Here is a 21,299-nt window from a genome sequence, read left to right on the forward strand (position 1 = left end):
CTTTTACGGCTACACTTAGCGCCTGTTACAAACGCTGATGTCAAAAATTCTATTTTATCCTTAGGCATACTCGCCTATAAAAAATACCGTGCAGACCTCAGCGTCATAGCCACAGAAGCCTGTACGGTATTATATATTTTTGTTAACCCTGCTCTGCTCCGTCCGCAGTAAAGGCAACCGTTGCCTTGGCCTCCAGTTCCTTCGTGCTGCCATCAGCATTATGCCACAAGGTTTTCTTGTTCAGCGAACCGTTGGTTACAAGTCCAGTCGCATCAAAGGAGATGCCTGTACCGCTCTTGAACTCTACAAAGCCAGCGCTTTCATCCTGCAGGTTGTGCTGCCAGCCACGAGGACGCAGCTTCGTTGCCTCCGCCAGTGTACCGCTTATAACCCTGCCGTTTGTATCAAAGGTCAGCAGATTATCATTTTTAAAGCGCACAAAGCCGTAGCCGTTATCGCTCAGCTGCAGGATAACGTCATTATCAATCACACCGCTTAGCACAGTGCCGTCCTTGGCAAAGGTCACGGACTTATTGCCCATGTAGCGCACATGACCGTCGGCAGGAATCACCAGCCCCGGGCGATACGGATGGTAGAAAAAGCGCGGCGGGAAGAACGGCGCACTCCGCTCCACATAATAATAATTGCTCGCCAGGTTCTTCCATCCTGCAGGACGCAGATAGGTTGCGCTCGCCAGCACGCCCTCGATTACCTGACCGTCATCGTTGATCTTTACAACAGTATTCTTCTTGAACTTGATATCGTCCGCTACCGTCCAGCCCTGCGGCACCAGCTTGGTATCCTTGTCTAAGGTTATGGTTTTATCAGCAAGAGCTGTGTTGGCGCCTACAAGCACTAAGGCAGCTAATAGTAAGGCTGTAACTTTACGCATGATAATCACCTCATTTACACTTTCTAAGCATATTATAGCATAGGTTACTAAAAGAAAATATAAAACTATTGTGAATTAAGTGTGGAGGTGATGGGGAGATATTCTTCTATTTACTATTCACCCCTGCTACGCTATAATATAATTAAATAAGCTCATTGAAAGGAGTTGTGCGCCTATGTGTACCAACAAGCATTACTACTGCATGTTCAACGGCATTACAGTCACTACCAGCGACATTATAGATGAAGAATACAAGGAATATATTTGCGTAAGATTTGAGCGTCCCAACAATAATAATGGTTTTGATTTCGCTGAAATTATTATGCCTGACAAAAAGTTTATCAAGGCTTTTGGCTTTAGTGAGGACGAGCTTTATTGGATTGAAAGCTTCGCAGCGGATAATCTTTTACTTATGTGGGAAATGGCAAAGGAGAGTAAGCAAATTGCCTAAAATATTAGCAGGTTTCTTAGGGTATGTGTTTTATTTTTGGGATTAAGGTTGCCATTAAACCACAGTAAAATCCAAAACACCCTCCGCAAACCCTTCAGGTTTGACAAAAAACAAGATAAAACGTATAATAAACATAAAGAGACAACTGGTTGTGGAAAGCCGGTTCTCCTCAAAAATTTGTATTCAGAAAGAAACCGTCTTACCGCTAGGCGGTTTTTTTCATGCCGTAATTACTTACGATACGTAAGGATCAGCACGACCAGAGTTGCGAAAGCAATCATCAGAGATAACGCTTCAAAAACAGTCATAACATCACCCCCACTCGCTAGGGAGTAGAAAAACCGACTACCAGTTGTCTCAAAATGTATTATAACATAATATTTAATTTTTGAGAATACACCTAAAAAGGTGTGTGTTTTTTTTAAGCATATTTAAAAACAAAGAGGCCGGGTTTTGTCCCAACCTCTTTGTTCATAAAGTCAATCTTACATTTTTTGCAAAAGATCTTTTAGTGCCTCCAGCTCTTCTTTACTGAGCGTCACACCCTTACCCATTTTGTCATGCTCTGGAGACCATTCGCGAAGGTCGTACTTAGGCTCACGCCCGTTCCAGGATATCAGGTTAAGCTCTTTGGTCCAGCCTTTAGAACCAGTGCTCAGAACACCGATATGTTCAACAATTTCAAAAGATATTTCCGTCTTAGGCATAATTTCACTCCTCTTGCGATCATTCCTCTTTCTTACTGAAAAAGCTTCTGTTGCCACCAATACCAAAATACTTCTCAAAGAAAGCCTTCAAACGGTCAATAATACCCATCTTCTTTTCTTCACGCTTATTATTCTTCGTGAAACGGCTTACAGGCGGCATCATGCTATCAATATCCGTACCGGTAGTCTTGATTTCACCCTGTTGAAATGCGTTTTCAAGAAAGTTGCGTGTAGCTTCAGGCTTAAGCTTTTCAGCTTTAATGATATCTTCAAGCTCTTCTTCGCGCTTTTCAAAGACAAAATCATTCCAGTCTCCGATTATATCGTTACCGTCACTGTCGTTGACATCCTCAATAAACGCTTCAATAAGCTTTTTCTTGCTGCGCAGAGTCGGACTAGAATCAACAGCCTTTGGGATAGTAACCAGTATATCCTTATCCTCGCAGTTGCTGTCATGATACTGCTTGACCAGCATAAGGATATAATCAATGTTGACTTCAATCTGCTTTACAAGCTCAACCTCAAAGACAACATCATCGGTGATGTCGGTCTTCTCGCCTTCTGGTCCTTTTGGAGGCCAGTTTTGACGCAAATCCTCGTAAATGCTGAGATAATCCTGCATATCACGCTCGCTGATGCCTTCCTTGCCGACAAATTCATCAAAGCAGCTAAGCAGATTGCGCATACGAAGCACTGCACCGAAAAGCATAATAAAGTTCTTTTGGTTCTTTTCGCCAATAATCTGATGCTCGGAGGCAGGATATTTTTCCTGCAACTCAGCAATCATATCAATATAACCACGAACAGGCTTGCCATCATCGTCCCTGCAGCCGTAATAATACTCTTTAAAGGTACGCACAAGCACAATGCTGCTCGCATCACGGTCTCCGAAAAGCGCAATAGCACTTTCCATGCGTGGCTGTAACCGGCGGAAGCATACAATGTTGCCGTAGGTCTTAATAGAGTTCAGGATGCGGTTTGTACGGCTGAACGCCTGAATAAGTCCGTGCATCTTTAAGTTCTTATCAACCCAGAGCGTATTGAGCGTGGTCGCATCGAAGCCTGTAAGGAACATATTTACTACTATAAGCAGGTCAAGCTCCTTGTTCTTCATGCGGAGCGATACGTCCTTATAATAGTTTTGGAACTTGTCAGAGGAAGTATCATAGTTCGTATGGAACATGACGTTATAGTCACGGATAGCATCTTCAAGAAAATCTCTTGAATTCTGGTCCAGAGCTGATGTATCCTCGGAGTTCTCGTCATCAATAACGCCATCAGCTTCTTCTTCATTAGCTCCATAGCTGAAGATAGTTGCTATTTTCAAAGACTTGGAAGGATCCTCCGCCATCTGCTTTTTAAACTCCTGATAATAGAGCTTAGCCATTGGCACAGAAGCTACCGCGAAAATAGAGTTAAAACCGCTCAGACGCTGCTTACGCTTGATTTCTTCAACCTCTTGACGGCCTGCAGAAGCAACATCCTTAATGTTGGTCAGAGCGTTGAACACATAGGTCTTGTCGCCACGGTAGGTTTTGCGGTCAAAGTTATTGAGAATATACTTGGTTACAAGCGAAATACGTTCGGGAGCCATCATCGGCTTCTCACGGTCAATGCCCCATACATCTTCGTCCTTGATATCCTCTTCCAGCGCCATCGTCTTGATGAAATCAACACGGAAGGGCAGGACGTTCTTGTCATTAATAGCATCAACGATGGTATAGGTATGGAGCTTATCACCGAAGGCCTGCTCCGTAGTCATAAGCTGTGCGTTCTTCCTTGCGCCTGCGTTTTTGGCAAAGATAGGCGTACCGGTGAAGCCGAACAGGTAATACTTCTTGAAATGCTTGATAATATCGGTATGCATATCACCGAATTGAGAACGGTGACATTCATCGAAGATGATAACTATTTCCTTATTATAGAAATCATGCTGTTGGTTTCTCTTAATAAAATTAGCAAGCTTCTGTATCGTAGTGATAATGATTTTAGCATTAGGATTCTCTAATTGCTTTTTCAGAATCGCTGTGCTGGTATTACTGTTGGCAGCACCCTTCTCGAAGCGGTCATATTCCTTCATGGTCTGGTAATCAAGGTCCTTACGGTCTACAACAAAGAGAACCTTATCAACGAAATCAAGCTGTGAAGCCAGTCTTGCTGTCTTAAAGCTGGTTAAGGTCTTGCCGCTGCCGGTAGTATGCCAAATAAAGCCGCCTGCAGCTACGTCGCCGTATTTTTTGTAGTTATGCGCAATCTCAATGCGGTTCAGAATGCGTTCCGTTGCCGTAATCTGATAAGGACGCATGACCATCAGCATCTTTTCAGAAGTGAAAATGCAGTATCTGGTGATGATATTAAGCAACGTGTGCTTGGCAAAGAAGGTTTTAGCAAAATCTACTATATCAGGAATTACCTTATTATTGGCATCTGCCCAGTAGCTTGTAAACTCAAAGCTGTTGCTGGTCTTGGACTTCTTGGTCTTACCGCTCACTGCATCCTTGATTGTATTGATACGGGTAGTATTAGAGTAATACTTGGTCAGCGTACCGTTGGAGATAACGAAAATCTGCACATATTCGAAGAGTCCGCAGCCCGCCCAGAAGGAATCACGCTGGTAACGCTCTATCTGGTTAAAAGCTTCGCGGATAGGCACTCCCCTGCGCTTTAACTCGATATGGACCAGCGGAAGGCCGTTGACTAGCACAGTCACATCATAGCGGTTATTATACTTTGCACCCTCTGCCTTGCCGTTCTCGTACTGATTAAGCACCTGCAGGCGGTTATTATGCACGTTCTTCTTATCAATAAAGCGGATATTCTTGGAAGTGCCGTCCTCACGCTTCAGAACCTTTACATAGTCTTCTTGGATTGTCTGCGTCTTATCTTCAATCTTGTCATTAGGATTAGCGATAGCAGTATTAAAGAACTGCTCCCATTCGCTGTCCGTAAACTTAATGTTGTTAAGCTCTTCCAAGCGTTCACGCAGATTAGCGATAAGGTCTGCCTCCTTATGAATGTTCAGATAGGTGTAGCCCTGTTCAGTCAGCAGACGGATAAATTCCTTTTCCAGCTCCTCTTCGCTCTGGTAGCTGTCCGAGCGTCTTGGCACAGGCTCATATTCGGTTATAACCGTGCTTTCCGTAGTTTCCGCTACGATATTGAAATAAGGCATGGCTTACGCCTCCTTTTTTAGTTCCTTAAAGGTTAAAAGCTTGTCACGATAGTATTCGTACTGTTTTTGGCGCATTGCGATTTCTGCAGGCAGACCATCGGAGATGTTGTTGCAAAGAGTGTCGAAACGGTCGAGAATATCGACGATGCGTTGTTGGACTTCGAGAGGAGGGACAGGTATAACAAAATCATTCAATTGTTGTAAATTCAAATTAGGCTGAGCAGAGCCCTTTATACTCTTTTGTATATAGTCTTTCATATATTTTGATTTTAACAGATAAAAAATATATTTATGTTCATAATTTTCTTTCAATCTAATTATAGCCAATGCTTGATTTGTATTAGCGGGCAATGCTGATGCAGGGACAACAACACATTTTCCTATTGTTGCTCCTGCTATAGTAAATAATATATCATTGGCTTGCAAAATCGAACGACGCAAGGAACCATTATGAATATCATCATCAATATATTTTACTTTATCAAAATTAATCAAATCTGATTCTATAGCCTCAGTTCTAATAAAGCAAATTCCTGATTTTGAATAAGTTTTAGGAGTAGTACCTTTAGTTATTGTGATACTTAAATCCCCCAGCTTCATCCAGCGAATAGCGCCACTAAGCTCTAGTTCGTTCGTTCGTTCGTTCAAAATGGTACTCTCATTCGGTTTGAACGTCAACAGTAAATCCCGGTAATATTCGTACTGCTTCTGCCGAGCTGCAAGCTCGGCTGCAAGCTCGGCTGCAAGCTCGGTAGTTAAGAACGTGAAATTGTCCAGAATACGGACAATCTCACGTTGTACCTCCAGAGGAGGTACAGGGAGCTTGATTTTCTCAATAACAATTCTCGGCAATCTTGGGATACTAGCTTTACGCACTTTTGAGTATATTCCTCTTTGTTGAGACATTAATACATAATACAGAAATTTATCATCTATATTCCTATTGCATATAAAATAAAAACAATCATCAGCTGCCCAAAATTTAGTATTACTATATACAATATCTCCTGCTGCTCCAGCAGTAATAATCATTGTTTTATTAGCTTCACAGTTATAATCATCATAATATCCTAATGGTATTAAGCTATTCTGATACACTGGATACTTGGCGTTATCTTTCAATTCTTTTTTTATTAACCTTACACCACGTTTTATAGTTACAACATCAGCAAGATATTTATACTCCACCCCATCGGGGCACAGCCTTTCAATCAACTCTTCTAAATTACTCATTTCCTTCTCCCATTTTTTCCGTTGCCTTAAGCAGTAAATCAAAATCCGAAGTTATCTTCTGTGTTTTATTAAAAATATCGTATTCTGCACAAGCCTTTTCCCACGCTTGCTTACGCGATACCCTGCCCTTATCCGGCAGAATATCATAACGCCTAAATGCTAAAAACTCATTGACACTGGCAGCAAATTCTTTCATGCTAAAGGTATTTTCCCGCTCAATCAAATCTTCGATATAATCAAAATAACCTGTTACAGCTCGTTCCAGCTGACGTATTTCTTTTTCAGAAAGATAGTTCTTAGCAACCTTAACATCAGATTTCAAGATACGTCCCTGCGGCGCATTTTTCCAGGTCTGCAAACCCATATTTTCTTTAGTATGGTCAGCGTTATTATAAATTATTTCTGCTGCTGTCTGTTTTGTTATAGCATAATGAAATTTATTTTGCACCGTAGAATAAAAGCTCTGTGTTACATCAGCGTTACTATCATAATCTATACTGCACTCAGCAAAAATATCCGTAATCTGCTGCCAAATGCGTCTTTCGCTTGCACGAATAGAACGAACGCGTTCCAGTAATTCGCGGAAATAATCCTTGCCAAAGGCTGTCTTTCCTTGCTTCAAGCGTTCGTCATCCATAGCAAAGCCTTTTAGCATGTATTCCTTTAAAACCTGCGTCGCCCAGATGCGAAAATTGGTAGCACGATGAGAATTAACTCGATACCCTACGGAAATAATAGTATCAAGATTATAAAAAGCAACCGGCTGTTTTACACCATCAACGCGCAATTTTTGCGTGTTGTTTTCACGTTCCAATTCCTTTTCTTCAAAAACGTTATTGATATGCTTACGGATTGTCGATTCACTCTTGTCGAAAAGCACTGCCATTTGATTTGCCGTTACCCAAATAGTTTCATTCTGAATAAAAGCATTGATAAATCTATTTTCATCCGCAACCTTATAAATCAAAAACTGCATCTGCTTATCCATCTTTACCCCTCAATTTCCGCAATAATCTTGTCGATTTCGCTGCGCAGAACCTGCTCACGGGCAACAATCTCCGCGATTTCCGCATTTAGCTTTTTGATATCAATCTTCTCACGGGTGTCCTCAGGCTCCACATAGGTAGAAACAGAAAGGTTAAAATCGTTTTCTGCGATTTCCGCATAGTCTGCCAGATGGCTGAAATGAGCAACTTCCTCGCGTTTGGCAAATACATCAACAATGCGGTCAATGTTTTCGGGAGTCAGCTTGTTGTTATTCGTGACCTTAATGCATTCCTTGGAAGCATCAATGAACATAACCTTGTTATCGCTTTTGCCTTTTTTGAGCACCATAATACAGGTTGCAATACTCGTACCGAAGAAAAGGCCGCCGCTAAGCTGAATAACCGCATCTACATAGTTGTTATCTACCAAATACTTGCGGATTTTCTGCTCCGCACCGCCACGATACATGATGCCGGGGAAGCAGACAATGGCAGCCGTGCCGTTGGCAGCGAGCCAGGACAGGCTGTGCATGATGAAAGCCATATCAGCCTTGCTCTTGGGTGCAAGCACGCCTGCAGGAGCAAAACGCGGATCGTTAATCAAGGTAGCATCGCCGTCACCAACCCATTTTACGGAATACGGCGGGTTTGATACGATTAGCTCAAAGGGTTCTTCATCCCAATGCTGCGGATTGGTGAGCGTATCCTCGCAGGCAATATCAAACTTATCAAAGCCAATCTTATGCAGGAACATGTTAATACGGCAGAGGTTATAGGTAGTGATATTGATTTCCTGACCATAGAAACCGTTGCGGACAGCATCCCTGCCCAAAAGCTCAGCACATTTCAGCAGCAAAGAGCCGGAGCCGCAGGCCGGGTCATAAGCCTTGTTGATTTCCTTCTTGCCTACCGTGCCCAAGCGCGTAAGCAGCACACTTACTTCCGGCGGGGTAAAGAACTCGCCGCCGCTTTTACCGGCACCGGATGCATACATGCCCATAAGGTATTCGTAAGCATCACCAAAAGCATCAATAGAATGGTCATTGATATCACCAAGGTTCATATCCTTCACGCCGTTAAGCAGCTTTGCAAGGCGCTCGTTACGCTTCGCTACAGTAGACCCAAGCTTATTGCTGTTAACGTCAAAATCATCGAACAGACCTGAGAAATCAGCCTCAGACTCACTTCCCTTAGCAGAACCTTCGATGTTGTTGAAGATACGTTCCAAACGTTCGTTAAGGTTCTCGTCATTGGCTGCATTAGCACAAACATTGCAAAAGAGTTCGCTGGGCAGCATAAAAAAGCCCTTTTCCTCGATAAGACCTTCGCGAGCTTCCTCTGCATCCTCGTCGGACATCTTAGCATAATCAAAGTCAGCATCACCTGCTTCAATCTCATTTAGGTTAATATAATTAGTCAGATCCTCAGAAATAAAGCGATAAAACATAGTGCCAAGCACATAGTTTTTTAAGTCCCAGCCGTCTACAGCTCCGCGCAGCTCATCCGCAATCGCCCAAATAGCACGGTGAAGCTCTTCTCTTTCCTGTTCCTTCTTGATATCAGTCACGTCAAAACCTCCTAAATTTATCTTAATGTATAGTAATTACTCAACAAACAAATTCATAATTATATTATACAGCCTTAAGCAGATAAAAGAAACGTTTTAAGGCTTTTTATTTCTTTGAACGGCACCAATAAAAAATCCTATTGCAGACTAACTCAGAACATCTGCAATAGGATTTTACGCTTATCTCATATTAAATTATGCAACAGCGCCGGCTTTCCCCTTACTTGCTCAGGTACTCGTCAATAGCAGCTGCAGCCTTCTTGCCTGCGCCCATAGCGCTGATTACGGTTGCAGCACCGGTTACGATATCGCCGCCGGCGAACACGCCCGGAATAGAGGTAGCACCTGCCTCGTCGGCAACAATGTTACCGCGCTTGTTAACCTCCAGATCAGGAGTAGTCTGTTTAATCAGCGGGTTCGGACCTTGGCCGATAGCCATAACTACCATGTCAACATCGAGCACATACTCGCTGCCTGCGATAGCTACAGGGCTACGACGGCCGCTGGCATCTGCTTCGCCAAGCTCCATCTTGATGCACTTCAGGCCGTTAACCCAGCCCTTTTCATCGCCCAAAATTGCAACCGGATTGTTCAGCAGGCGCAGCTCAATGCCTTCCTCCTTAGCATGGCCGATTTCTTCCTTACGCGCGGGCATTTCCTCCTCGCTGCGGCGGTAAACGATATATACCTGCTCCGCGCCAAGGCGCTTCGCGGTACGCGCTGCGTCCATTGCCACGTTGCCTGCGCCAACGATAGCAGCCTTCTTGCCAACGTATACAGGTGTAGCGTAGTTCGGGAACTCGTAAGCCTTCATCAGATTTACACGCGTTAAAAATTCGTTGGCGGAATATACACCGTTAAGGTTTTCGCCGTCAATCTGCATAAAATGCGGCAGACCGGCACCGGTACCAACATAAACAGCGCTGAAGCCTTCCTCCTCCATCAGCTCCTTGATGGTGAAGGTGCGGCCGATTACAGCGTCAACTACAATTTTTACGCCCAATTTTTTCAGTGCGGAGATTTCATGCTGTACGATTTCCTTCGGCAGACGGAACTGCGGAATACCATACATCAGCACGCCGCCGGCAGCATGCAGCGCTTCGTACATGGTTACATCATAGCCCATTTTAGCCAAATCGCCGGCACAGGTCAGACCGCTGGGGCCGCTGCCTACTACGGCAACCTTTTTGCCCTTGCGTTCTGCCGGAGCTTCCACATCGTTATCCAGGCCGTGCTCACGTGCATAGTCGGCCACAAAGCGCTCCAGGCGGCCGATAGCTACAGGCTCGCCCTTGATGCCCAGCACGCATTTGCCTTCGCACTGGTTTTCCTGCGGGCAGACACGTCCGCAGACAGCGGGCAGGGTGCTCTTCTGCTTGAGAATTTTATAAGCCTCGGCAAAGTTTTCCTGTGCCACCTCATGGATAAACTTAGGAATATCAATATTAACCGGGCAGCTGCCTACACAACGCGGTTTGGGGCAGTTCAGGCAGCGCTGTGCCTCGTCTACCGCCATTTCCTTAGTGTAGCCAAGTGCTACCTCCTGAAAGTTTTTGTTACGCACATCAGCCGGCTGTTCCGGCATAGCATTTCTCATTCCTCCACGCATTTGCAATGACCTCCACAGCTATATTCCAGTGCTTCCTGGTCCTTGTACATCTGCTGACGCATTACCAGGTTTGCAAAATCTACCTCGTGAGCATCAAACTCCGGTCCGTCTACACAGGCAAATTTGTTCTCACCGCCAACCATTACACGGCAGCCGCCGCACATGCCGGTGCCGTCTACCATGATGGTGTTGAGGCTGGCCGTAGTTTTAACGCCGAAGGGTTTGGTGGTTGCTGCCACGTTTTTCATCATGATAACAGGGCCGATGGCCAATACCAGGTCAATCTTCTCGCCTGCTTCCAGCATTTCACGCAGCGGGTCGGTTACAAAGCCCTTGCGGCCTGCACTGCCGTTATCGGTGGTCAAAATCAGCTCGTCGCTGATAGCAGCCATTTTATCCTGCCAGATTACCAGATTCTTGTCACGCGCACCGATGATGGAGATAACTTTGTTGCCCAGCTCGTGATAAGCACGCGCGATTGGATAAACAGGTGCAACGCCGATGCCGCCGCCAACTACTACAACAGTACCGAACTTGCCCATCTCGGAAGGATGTCCCAAAGGACCTACCACGTCGAGAATATCATCACCCTCGTTAAAGGTGTCGCACAGATGCTTGGTGGTGTTGCCCACAGCCTGCACGATTAAGGTGATGCATCCCTTTTCACGGTCAAAATCCGCAATAGTCAGAGGAATACGTTCGCTGTATTCGTCAGTGCGGATGATTACAAACTGTCCCGGATGGCATTTGTGTGCCACCAGCGGCGCGTCTACGACGAACTCGTAAACTGCAGGTGCTAAATTTGCTTTGGTAATGATTTTAGCCATTTTCTTGCATTTCTCCTTTTGCTGCTAATTGCTATTTATTCAAGAGCTTTCTGGTGCAAGCCTCAGCTTCCGCATAAATCTTTTCTTCGTCAAAGGTCAGCAGTTTTCCTGCTTCCACAACCTTTTTGCCTGCTACGAAAACAGTGTCGGCGTCGGTGCTGCTTGCTGCATAAACCAGCTGGGACAGCTTATTGTGACGCGGATACCAGTAAGGCTTGTGCATATCCCACAGTACGATATCTGCCTGCTGGCCTGCCTCCAAAAGTCCTGTATCGGCAAAGCCCAGAGTCTTGGCGCCGTCAACGGTTGCCATCTCCCACGCCTTTTTAGCAGGAACAACGAGAGGATCAAAGGTGGTTGCCTTATGCAGCATTGCGGCAGCACGGCATTCCTCCAGCATATCCAGATTGTTGTTGCTGGATGCGCCGTCCGTGCCCAGGCCAACGCAAATGCCCTTGTTCAGCATTGCCGCTACCGGTGCGATACCGCTTGCCAGCTTCAGGTTGCTCTGCGGATTGTGTGCTACACGCACGTGCTTGGTAGCCATGATATCCATATCCTCGTCGGTCAGATGTACGCAGTGCGCAGCGATGGTACCCAGCTCAAACATGCCCAGCTTATCCATCAGCTGAATCGGAGTCATACCATGCTCTTTGACAACGGTATCAACCTCAAATTTAGTTTCGCACAGATGCATCTGGATTTCTGCCTTGTTGGCAGCAGCCTCGGCAATAACCTTTTCCAGATAATCTACCGGGCAGGTATAAGGAGCGTGCGGACCGTAGGTGATGCGGATACGGCCGTTGTCATAGCCCTGCCAATTCTTCGCCAGCACAGTGTTTTCTGCCAGCTTTACGTCTTTGTCCGGCGCTACGCCAATCAAGCCGCGGCTGAGGTTAGCGCGGATACCGGTTTCAGCACAGGCACGCGCAACATCCTCCATGAAGGCGTACATGTCGGCAAAGCAGGTAGTACCGCCCTTCAGCATTTCTACGATGCCCAGCATTGCGCCCCAGTAGATGTCGTTAGCGTCCATCTTGTCTTCAATCGGCCAGATTTTGTTTTGCAGCCAGTCCATGAGCGCCATGTCATCGGCATAGCTGCGCAGTAGTGTCATAGAAACGTGGCCGTGGGTGTTGACCATGCCGGCGGTAGCCAGTTTGCCCTTGCCGTCTACAATTTCGTCGGCAGCAAAGTCTGCAGGCACGTCCTTGCCTACATAGACAATCTTATTATCTTCAACGGCGATGTTCTGCATTTCACCGTTCGGAGTATGTAGAAGCTCGATATTTTTAATCAGTAGCTTAGCCAAAAGATTTCACTTCCTTGGTATAAATTAAGTCCTGCCTCCCTGTTTAATGCTTAGGGAGGCAGATGACCGTGATATTATTGTTTTCTACTCCTCGCCCTGCTGACGTTTGGAGTAATGCTTTTCATAAAAATCATGCATCACGTCCACGTCCTCACAGCTCAGCTCGAACACCTTGTTGCCAGTGCCTACACAGATTACGGCAATCTGCGCCGCTTTTTCCAGAATTTCGGCAGCAAGCAGTGCCTCCGCCAGGTTCTTGCCCCAGCACACAGCGCCATGGTTGGCCAGCAGCACAGCCTTTTTGCCGTTCAGCGCACGCACGGTGTTGTCCGCCAGCTCCTGCGTACCGCAAAGAGCATACTGTGCGCACTCTACCCTGCCGCCGATAATCTGCACGATATCCTCGATAATCGCCGGTACCCCCTGATGCATGGCCGCAAGCGCACTGGCATAAATGCTGTGCGTATGGATTACGGCACCTGCCTCGGGATAGGCGTTGTAAATGGCGGTGTGCACCTTCAGTTCGGAAGAAGGAATGTGCTTGCCCTCGACAACGTTGCCATCTCTGTTGATGATAACAACGTCCTCAGGCGTCAGTGTTTCATAACCATGGCCGGAGGGTGTGATAGCAATATTCTGCGCGTCAATACGGCAGCTGATGTTGCCCCAGGAGCCTGCGACGAGCTTTTTTTCAATCAGCGCATGGCCTGTTTCCACAATGGCGGCACATGCACTTTCTTTAGCAAATAACTGCGTTTCCATGATTATTCGGCAGCCAGATATGCCTTCTGCTCATCGCTCAGGGTATCGATGCCTGCGCCCATAGCCTGCAGCTTCAGAGCAGCGATTTCGGTGTTCAGTTCTTCCGGCAGTACATACAGTTTATTTTCCATTGCTCCCTTATGGTCGAGCAGGTATTTCATAGCCAGGAACTGCATAGCGAAGGACAGGTCCATGATTTCAATCGGGTGACCATCGCCGCATGCCAGGTTAACCAGACGGCCTTCGCCCAGCAGGTTCAGCTTACGTCCGTCAGCCATGGTGTAGGTCATGATATTTTTGCGTACTTCATACGGAGCAACTACGGAAAGCTCCTCCAGATGATGTTTGTTGATTTCTACGTCGAAGTGGCCTGCGTTGCACATAACAGCGCCGTTCTTCATAACCTCCATATGCGGTTTGGTGATTACGTCCTTGCAGCCGGTTACGGTTACAAAGATATCGCCGTGCTTAGCAGCCTCCTGCATCGGCATAACGCGGAAGCCGTCAAATACTGCTTCAATACCTTTAATCGGATCAACCTCGGTAACGATAACGTTAGCGCCCAGGCCCTTGGCACGCATAGCAACGCCCTTACCGCACCAGCCATAGCCTGCAACAACAACGGTTCTGCCTGCTACGGACATGTTGGTGGTACGCATGATGCCGTCCCAGGAGGATTGGCCGGTACCGTAACGGTTATCAAACAGATACTTGCAGTAAGCATCATTAACGGCAATCATCGGGAATGCCAGATGACCTGCTGCAGCCAAAGCCTTCAGACGATGTACGCCGGTAGTGGTTTCCTCGCTGCCGCCCATCAGGTTAGGAATCAGGTCACGACGTTCGCCGTGCAGCATATTAACCAAATCGCCGCCATCATCAATAATCAGCTGCGGCTCGCTCTTTAAAGCCTCACGCAGATACATATCATATTCTTCGTTGGTGCAGCCATGGGTTGCGAAAACGGTTACGCCGCTGTCAACCAGTGCTGCGGCAATTTCGTCCTGAGTGGAAAGCGGGTTGCTGCCGGTAACAACAACATTAGCGCCTGCGTTCTTCAGCACGAGTGCCAGATAAGCGGTTTTAGCTTCCAGGTGAATGGTTACAACCATGTTGATGCCCTGGAAAGGCTTAGTTTTGCTGTATTCATCGTTCAGATGGTTCAGCAGGGGCATATATTCCTTTGCCCACGCGATACGTTGATGACCTAACGGTGCCAATTTGATGTCTTTAATGATGCTTTGCATAAATCTGAAAATCCTCCTTAAATTAAGCTCTTTAATCTTTTAAAAGAGCCTGCAATTTCTTAATGCTTTCTGTATACGGCGCTTTAAGTACGCCATGCTCGGTAATAATACCGGTAATAAGCTCTGCCGGTGTCACGTCAAACGCAGGGTTAAACACTGTCACGCCCTCAGGCGCAGTCTGCTCGCTGCGGAAATGACGTACCTCGTCGGCCTTGCGCTCCTCAATAGGAATCTGCGCACCTGTGGCAATCGTAAAATCAAAGGTGCTCGTCGGCGCGGCGATATAAAACGGAATCCCGTGTGCCTTCGCCGCCAGTGCCACTCCATAGGTGCCGATTTTGTTCGCCGTATCGCCGTTGGCCGCAATTCTGTCGGCACCGACAACAACAGCGTTCACGCCCTTCGTGCGCATGGTCCACGCTGCCATATTATCGGTAATCAGCGTCACCGGAATGCCGTCCTCAAACAGCTCAAACGCCGTCAAACGCGCACCCTGCAGCAGCGGGCGTGTTTCGTCGGCATAAACCATCTTCAGCTTGCCCTGCGCGTAGGCACTGCGGATAACGCCCAGCGCCGTGCCCCAACCGCAGGTTGCCAGTGCGCCTGCGTTGCAGTGCGTCAGCACTACGGCAGCGTCAGGCAGCACAGCAGCGCCGTATTCGCCCATACGCTTATTCATGGTGATATCGTCCGCATAAATCTGCTCGGCCTTCTCCTCCAGCGCCTTGATAATAGCCGCAGGTGACTTATCCTCGCCGTTCAGGCGCACAGCCAAAGCGTACTGCAGATTCGCCGCCCACGCCAGGTTTACCGCCGTCGGACGCGCAGTAATCAGATCTGCGCGCACAACGTCCAACGCACCCAAAAAGTCAGGCTTATTCTCAACCTCGCGCGCACCCAGCACCATAGCGAAGGCAGCGGCAGCGCCGATTGCCGGAGCACCGCGCACCTCCAAGCGTTCAATCGCCACTTTCACGCGCTTATAATCTACGCAGGTAATCCATTCTATCTTTTGCGGCAGCAGAGTCTGGTCCAACAGCACCAGGCTCCCCTGCTCCCAACGCATAGTTTCTACCATAACAACCTCTTACAGCTTAAAGCCGCCAAACTCTTGCATTGCATGATGGCAGTTGCATTTCGCCTCAGTCGGCTCTTCATAAGCGATGAAGGACAGAATCAGCTTTTCCATATTCTTAATGCTGAGTGCCATTGCGTCGCAAACCTCTTTATGGGAAAGCGGTGTTGGGGAAATGCCGGCAGCCATATTAGTAACGATGGAGCAGTTTGTATAGCACATCTCTGCCTCACGCGCCAGAATAGACTCAGGCATATTGGTCATGCCAACCAGGTCACCGCCCAGCATAGCGAACATTTTAATTTCGGCAGCACTTTCAAAGCGCGGGCCTTCGGTGCAAACATAAACACCGTGCTTATGGAAGGTAATATCCGTTTTCTCCAGGCATTTGATAACCTTCTCGCGCAAAGTCGGGCAATACGGATAGGTGAAATCGCAGTGCGCTACACCACGCTCTGGGGAATCATAGAAGGTGTTGATGCGGCTCTTGGTGAAGTCCAACACGTTGTCGCAAACTACGAAGTGACCTGCCTTCATCTCCGGGTTGAGGGAACCAACTGCGGTAGTAGCAAAAATCTCCTCCGTTCCCAGGCTCTTCATGGCCCAGATGTTGGCGCGGTAGTTTACCTTGTGGGGCGGTACGGAATGGTCAACGCCGTGACGGCTCACGAAAACCACCTGATTACCGCTCATTGTGCCGATGTTGCACAATGCTTTACCAAACGGTGTTTCTATAATCTTTTTTTCGAATCCCTTCAGGGTATCGGGATTATCAATACCGGTTCCGCCAATGATAGCAATTTTACGCATATGCTTTGCCTCCTTTATAGTTAAATGTGAGAATGAAAACTGTTTGCTGAAGTATGTTATTACGCATAATATCTATGCAGATTCTCCACACTTTTTCTATTATATAATACCATAAATAAGGCATAATTTAAAGAGCAAAGAAAAAGCACTCTCGCATTAACCGCAAAAGTGCTTAATCTGTTTATCTGACTTTATTTTGCTTTCTCCACAAGCTCCAACAGCTCCTGCGGCCTTGCAATCACAAAATCTGGCCTGCCATCCTCCAGCAGCTTCTCCCAGCCAAAGGCCGTATAGCGCACGGCAACGGTTTTCGCCCCCGCACTACGTCCGCTCTGCAAATCGAAGGGACTGTCGCCTACGCACAGGCACTCCTCCGGCTTCACTCCCAGCTTGGCACACGCGGCCAGCATAGGCTCAGGATGCGGTTTGCTCTCCTTCGTATCGCCCAAGGCAACAGTCGCATCAAAATACGGCGTCAGCTGCAGGCAGTCCAGCCCACGGCGCAGCATCGGCGGCTTTTTGGAGGTGACCACCGCCAGCTTAATGCCCTGTGCCTTCAGCTGCTCCAGCGTTTCCCTCACGCCGGGGATAGGACGGATCATATCATCGTGATGCGCGTTATTATATTCTCTGTAAGCGTCACGCATAGTTTCCACCAGCTCAGGCTTACCGGAAAGCGCAATCATCGCCTCCGGCAGCGGCAGGCCGAAGGTAGCAACAATCTTCTCGCGCTCCGGCGTAAAGCCCAGAACCTCCTGACAGGTGTGCTCAAAGGTGGCGATAATCAAATCTATGGTATTGGCAATAGTGCCGTCAAAATCAAAAAGTATTCCCTTAATCTGCATCTTCATATCCTCTCCGCTCTTTTTGCTCATCTTCATAACATTTGTATAAGCATAATAAATTTATTATATCATGTTTACCTGCCTTTGCGCACTAAAAAAGCACTCCCACTTACGCAGAAGTGCTTATAAACGTTATTTTTCGTCCTTTTTCGCAAAGACTACTTCCTTAGGACCGTCATTTACTGCGTCCTCGGGAATAATTACATCGTCGAAGCTGATGCCGCGGGTGTGCAGCGTATGGCTCCACTCATGATCATGGCGGTGCCACCAGCCAAGAGCTGTAATAGGAATCCAACTGTAAATAAACAGCGGATACAGCAGCAGATACATCCAGGACTTGAAGGAAGCACGGATTTTCCACAGTACCGCTACCGGGAAAATATACTGGCCGATACCAACCAAGGTCCAAACCTCTACCGGAATAATGGTATACAGGATATTGGTGTAGAACGGATAGAAGTTATAAATATAGCTGCAAAGCACGAAGAACGTGGAAATCATCAGGAAGTACGGCTGAATGAGGTTCACAGAGCAGTCCAGCATGACGATATTACTTGTCTTGATTGCTTTTTTGATCATCGGAATGAGATAGCGGTCCGCTACATCAAAGTGGCCCTGCGACCAACGCTTACGCTGGTTCCAGGTCTGCTTGAAGGTCAACGGCTTTTCGTCGTAAATAATTGCATCATGCGCCCAGGTTGTAGGAATGCCTTCCATCATCGCCTGAATGGTGAACTCCATATCCTCGGTCAGGCAGGTTGCACGCCAGCCGTAACGCTTCAGCACCTCGGTATCAAAGCACATGCCGGTGCCGCCAAGACAGCAGGACAGGCCCATGTTGTACTTTGCCAGGCTCCATACATGGTTAACAATCCAGAAGGAAATTGCAAATACGCCGCTTACCCAGGTATCAGTCGGGTTTTTGGCATCCATGTAGCCTTGGATAATGCGTTCGCCATTGCACAGACGGCTGTTCATCTCCTGCAGGAAGTTGGGATGCACCAGGTTATCGGCATCGAAAACGCAAACTGCATCATATTTCTTATCAAGCTTGAACAGTCTGTCGAACATCCATGCGAGAGCAAAGCCCTTGCCTTTACCGGTTTCACTGAAGCGCTCATGCACCAGCGCACCGGCCTTGCGTGCAACCTCTGCGGTTTTGTCCGAGCAGTTGTCCGCAACAACATAGATATCATATAAAGCGTCATTATAATTCAGACGACGCAGGTTATCTACTAATTGAGCAATAACTCTTTCCTCATTATGCGCACAGGCAATCAAGGCAAAGGTCTTGCTTTCATTATATATCTTAACTTCCTTCTTCTTGCCGAACAGGCCGAACCAAGAAACAAAAAAGTAGTAGAGCGTAAAAAATATAATCAATAGCTGCAAAGGTATCATGATTATATCAAAAGCTGTATACATCAAAAATCTCCTTTACTCCCCTAACGGCAAATTATTTGTTCTTACCTGTAAGAGCACGGTAAACATGGTTTACAATGCCTGCCAGCGTATAGGTGAACATTGCTACAAACGGCCACGCACCGGGACGCTCGTACAGCATTACGGCACCGACGATTACGGCAATAATTACAGGCAGACGGTACATAGGATTGCCCTTGCCCTTGAAATCTGGGAATTTAACCTCGCTGTACATGATGCAGGCAATTACCAGAGTAACTGCTGCCAGCACAGGCGGAGCGAACTGGTAACCGGAAACAACATAGGTTGCCAAGAAGCAGGCACCTGCCGGAATAGGCATGCCCTGGAAATAACCATGTACAACACCGGTGTTGCAGTTGAAGCGTGCCAGACGCAGGCAGCCGCCCACAGCGAAAAGTGCGGCGATTACCTGACCTGCAAGGCCCAGGTCCTGCAGACCATACATATAAATCATGATGGCAGGCGCAACGCCGAAGGAGCACATATCGCAAAGAGAATCCATCTCCTTGCCGAAGTCACCGCCGCCAACGCCGAGAGCGCGGGCAGCACGGCCATCCATAGAGTCAAAAAGTACAGCGATTACAATGAAAACGGGGGCAAGGAAAAAATCACCCTCGATAGTTTTAAAGATTGACAGCACGCCGAAAATAAGGCTCGCAGAGCTGATGCTGTTCGGAATCAGACGACGCCAGTTCATTGTTCTTTAACCCTCCCCACTACGGTAATACCGCCAACAACTTTATCACCCTTCTTAACGGTGATTTCAACATTTCTGGGCACAACCAGCTCCGTGCTGGAGCCGAATTTGATCATGCCGTAGGTTTCGCCCTGTTGGAGCTTAGTACCTACAGTTACCCAGGAAACGATGCGGCGTGCCAGCAGACCGGCAATCTGGATTACCAGGAAACGCATACGGCCGTTATCCATACCGATAGCATGACGCTCGTTTTCAAAGGAAGCATTTTTCTCATACGCAGGCACGAACTGACCACAGGTATAGCGCTGATATTTGATTTCACCGTCGAGCGGCGCACGGTTGGTGTGCACGTTGAATACGGAAAGGAAAATAGTTACCTTAATCGCAGGCTCATTGAGATATTCATCATCAAAAATTTCATCTACGCCCATTACCGTACCGTCCGCAGGCGAATACAGTATGTTGGGATCATAAGGCGTAACGCGGTGAAAATCGCGGAAGAAGTAGGCAAAGTATAACGCCAGCACTACGGGGATTACGGCCCACACAGCACCGAAGAAATAATATACTATTGCAGCCAACAACAGAGAAACACCAACATAAATATAACCATCTTTTACAATAAACATATAAAGCCTCGCTTTCCTGCGAATATTTCTTTTAATCTAAAACTTCATATCAGAAATTAAATTCAAACTGACTGTGCAGTCTGTTTTTCGCGGATATAAAAAGTGATGGAATGCTACTTCCATCACTTTATTATAATACACCAACCTGCTTTTGTCTATATAAGTGTAAAATTCTTAGCACTTTTGATAAGCATAGCATTTTCGGTCAATATCAGAACTTGGATGCCATTACTTTGATTACAAACTTAGGCAGCGCCATCATACGCATAAAACGGCTGGGCTGCTTGTACAGGCGGAAGGCCCATTCCAAGGAAGCATCCTGCATCCATTTCGGTGCGCGCTCCATTTTGCCGGCAAGCACATCAAAGCTGCCGCCGATGCCCATCAGAATTTTTGCGTTAAGCTCTGCGCGGTGTGCAACGAGCCATTTCTCCTGCTTCGGTGCGCCCAAAGCAACGAAAAGCATATCTGCACCGCTGGCGTTGATATCCGCAATAATCTGCGGCACATCCTCATCCTTAAAGTAACCGTTGTGGCAGCCTACTACCTTTACGCCCGGATAAAGCTCCTCAGCCTTTGCCTTCGCAGCTTCGGCAATTCCCGGACTGCCGCCGAAAAAATACGCCTTGTAGCCCTTGTGCGCGGATAAATCCAACAGCTCGTTGTACAGGTCAAAGCCTGCTACACGCTCCGGCACCTTGTAGCCGAGGTGTCTGCCTGCCCACACGGCACCGGCGCCGTCGGGCAGCACCAGCTCCGCATCCTCGCAGATAATTTTTTTGTACTCTGCGTTTTCCTGGCACATCATGATGATTTCGGCATTCGCGGTAACAACGAAGGTCTGCTCCTTGGCGAGCATTCTTTCTTCAAGCGTTTTCACTGCCTCCTGCATCGTCATTGCGTGTACAGGCACGCCTAATATTTTAATCGGGTCTTGCATATGTTTTGCCCCCTCTTTTCTGCATAATAATACTACTATTGTACACTACTCTGACAATTATTTCAAATCCGTATACAAGAAAAAGTGAACCCTGC

The 21,299-nt window shown here is 47.2% G+C and carries 20 protein-coding genes; 1 reads left to right on the plus strand and 19 read right to left on the minus strand.

Features of this window, described 5'->3' with window-relative positions:
- Positions 1 to 142: 142 nt before the first annotated feature.
- Positions 143 to 892 carry a hypothetical protein gene (locus KAH19_RS09840; RefSeq protein WP_210684451.1) on the minus strand — a complete coding sequence of 250 codons (750 nt, stop codon included), beginning with the start codon at positions 890 to 892 and terminating at the stop codon, positions 143 to 145.
- A 175-nt stretch (positions 893 to 1,067) separates the two neighbouring features.
- Here KAH19_RS09840 and KAH19_RS09845 point away from each other — a divergent pair, with 175 nt between their 5' ends.
- A complete protein-coding gene (locus tag KAH19_RS09845; protein ID WP_021719293.1) occupies positions 1,068 to 1,343 on the plus strand; it encodes a hypothetical protein in 276 nt (91 codons plus the stop codon).
- Between the two features lie 230 nt (positions 1,344 to 1,573).
- Here the strand turns inward: KAH19_RS09845 and KAH19_RS11130 are convergent, their stop codons facing one another.
- The 18 genes from KAH19_RS11130 to KAH19_RS09930 all read right to left on the minus strand — a co-directional run bounded on the left by KAH19_RS11130 (position 1,574) and on the right by KAH19_RS09930 (position 21,204).
- Positions 1,574 to 1,651 (minus strand): putative holin-like toxin, encoded by a 78-nt coding sequence (locus tag KAH19_RS11130; RefSeq protein WP_366939773.1) that lies wholly within the window; start codon positions 1,649 to 1,651, stop codon positions 1,574 to 1,576.
- A gap of 177 nt (positions 1,652 to 1,828) precedes the next feature.
- A complete protein-coding gene (locus tag KAH19_RS09850) occupies positions 1,829 to 2,050 on the minus strand; it encodes a YdbC family protein (RefSeq protein ID WP_210684452.1) in 222 nt (73 codons plus the stop codon).
- Between the two features lie 19 nt (positions 2,051 to 2,069).
- Positions 2,070 to 5,222: a type I restriction endonuclease subunit R gene (locus KAH19_RS09855; RefSeq protein ID WP_210684453.1), complete on the minus strand. Its 3,153-nt coding sequence runs from the start codon at positions 5,220 to 5,222 to the stop codon at positions 2,070 to 2,072.
- A 3-nt stretch (positions 5,223 to 5,225) separates the two neighbouring features.
- Positions 5,226 to 6,455: a restriction endonuclease subunit S gene (locus tag KAH19_RS09860; RefSeq protein WP_210684454.1), complete on the minus strand. Its 1,230-nt coding sequence runs from the start codon at positions 6,453 to 6,455 to the stop codon at positions 5,226 to 5,228.
- Positions 6,448 to 7,443, minus strand: coding sequence for a virulence RhuM family protein (locus KAH19_RS09865; protein WP_210684455.1), 996 nt, complete (start codon positions 7,441 to 7,443; stop codon positions 6,448 to 6,450). Before KAH19_RS09865 ends, KAH19_RS09860 begins: the two co-directional genes overlap by 8 nt.
- 2 nt (positions 7,444 to 7,445) lie before the next feature.
- A complete protein-coding gene (locus tag KAH19_RS09870) occupies positions 7,446 to 9,008 on the minus strand; it encodes a type I restriction-modification system subunit M (RefSeq protein WP_246869359.1) in 1,563 nt (520 codons plus the stop codon).
- 220 nt (positions 9,009 to 9,228) lie between these two features.
- Positions 9,229 to 10,617: an NADPH-dependent glutamate synthase gene (gene gltA, locus KAH19_RS09875; protein ID WP_021721113.1), complete on the minus strand. Its 1,389-nt coding sequence runs from the start codon at positions 10,615 to 10,617 to the stop codon at positions 9,229 to 9,231.
- Positions 10,602 to 11,444, minus strand: coding sequence for a sulfide/dihydroorotate dehydrogenase-like FAD/NAD-binding protein (locus KAH19_RS09880; protein WP_210684456.1), 843 nt, complete (start codon positions 11,442 to 11,444; stop codon positions 10,602 to 10,604). Before KAH19_RS09880 ends, gltA begins: the two co-directional genes overlap by 16 nt.
- 31 nt (positions 11,445 to 11,475) lie before the next feature.
- Positions 11,476 to 12,756, minus strand: coding sequence for an amidohydrolase (locus KAH19_RS09885; protein ID WP_210684457.1), 1,281 nt, complete (start codon positions 12,754 to 12,756; stop codon positions 11,476 to 11,478).
- Between the two features lie 84 nt (positions 12,757 to 12,840).
- Positions 12,841 to 13,518, minus strand: coding sequence for a class II aldolase/adducin family protein (locus KAH19_RS09890; protein WP_210684458.1), 678 nt, complete (start codon positions 13,516 to 13,518; stop codon positions 12,841 to 12,843).
- A gap of 2 nt (positions 13,519 to 13,520) precedes the next feature.
- The gene (locus KAH19_RS09895) at positions 13,521 to 14,765 is read right to left on the minus strand and encodes an adenosylhomocysteinase (RefSeq protein WP_021721118.1); all 1,245 of its coding nucleotides are present in this window, start codon (positions 14,763 to 14,765) and stop codon (positions 13,521 to 13,523) included.
- Positions 14,766 to 14,796: 31 nt separating this feature from the next.
- Entirely contained in the window at positions 14,797 to 15,843 is a 1,047-nt protein-coding gene (mtnA, locus tag KAH19_RS09900; protein ID WP_210684459.1) for an S-methyl-5-thioribose-1-phosphate isomerase, read from the minus strand.
- 9 nt (positions 15,844 to 15,852) lie between these two features.
- Positions 15,853 to 16,650, minus strand: coding sequence for an S-methyl-5'-thioadenosine phosphorylase (gene mtnP, locus KAH19_RS09905; protein ID WP_009145105.1), 798 nt, complete (start codon positions 16,648 to 16,650; stop codon positions 15,853 to 15,855).
- Positions 16,651 to 16,841: 191 nt separating this feature from the next.
- Positions 16,842 to 17,501, minus strand: coding sequence for an HAD-IA family hydrolase (locus tag KAH19_RS09910; RefSeq protein WP_210684460.1), 660 nt, complete (start codon positions 17,499 to 17,501; stop codon positions 16,842 to 16,844).
- A gap of 126 nt (positions 17,502 to 17,627) precedes the next feature.
- Positions 17,628 to 18,920, minus strand: a complete 1,293-nt coding sequence (locus KAH19_RS09915; protein ID WP_210684461.1) for a glycosyltransferase family 2 protein — start codon at positions 18,918 to 18,920, stop codon at positions 17,628 to 17,630.
- Between the two features lie 31 nt (positions 18,921 to 18,951).
- Positions 18,952 to 19,635 (minus strand): CDP-diacylglycerol--serine O-phosphatidyltransferase, encoded by a 684-nt coding sequence (gene pssA, locus KAH19_RS09920; RefSeq protein WP_210684462.1) that lies wholly within the window; start codon positions 19,633 to 19,635, stop codon positions 18,952 to 18,954.
- The gene (locus KAH19_RS09925) at positions 19,632 to 20,264 is read right to left on the minus strand and encodes a phosphatidylserine decarboxylase family protein (protein WP_210684463.1); all 633 of its coding nucleotides are present in this window, start codon (positions 20,262 to 20,264) and stop codon (positions 19,632 to 19,634) included. The genes pssA and KAH19_RS09925 overlap by 4 nt, the downstream gene beginning before the upstream one ends.
- 211 nt (positions 20,265 to 20,475) lie before the next feature.
- Positions 20,476 to 21,204, minus strand: a complete 729-nt coding sequence (locus tag KAH19_RS09930; protein ID WP_210684464.1) for a WecB/TagA/CpsF family glycosyltransferase — start codon at positions 21,202 to 21,204, stop codon at positions 20,476 to 20,478.
- Between the last annotated feature and the right edge of the window lie 95 nt (positions 21,205 to 21,299).

The organism is Phascolarctobacterium sp. Marseille-Q4147 (assembly GCF_017968825.1).
Classification (GTDB): Bacteria; Bacillota; Negativicutes; order Acidaminococcales; family Acidaminococcaceae; genus Phascolarctobacterium_A.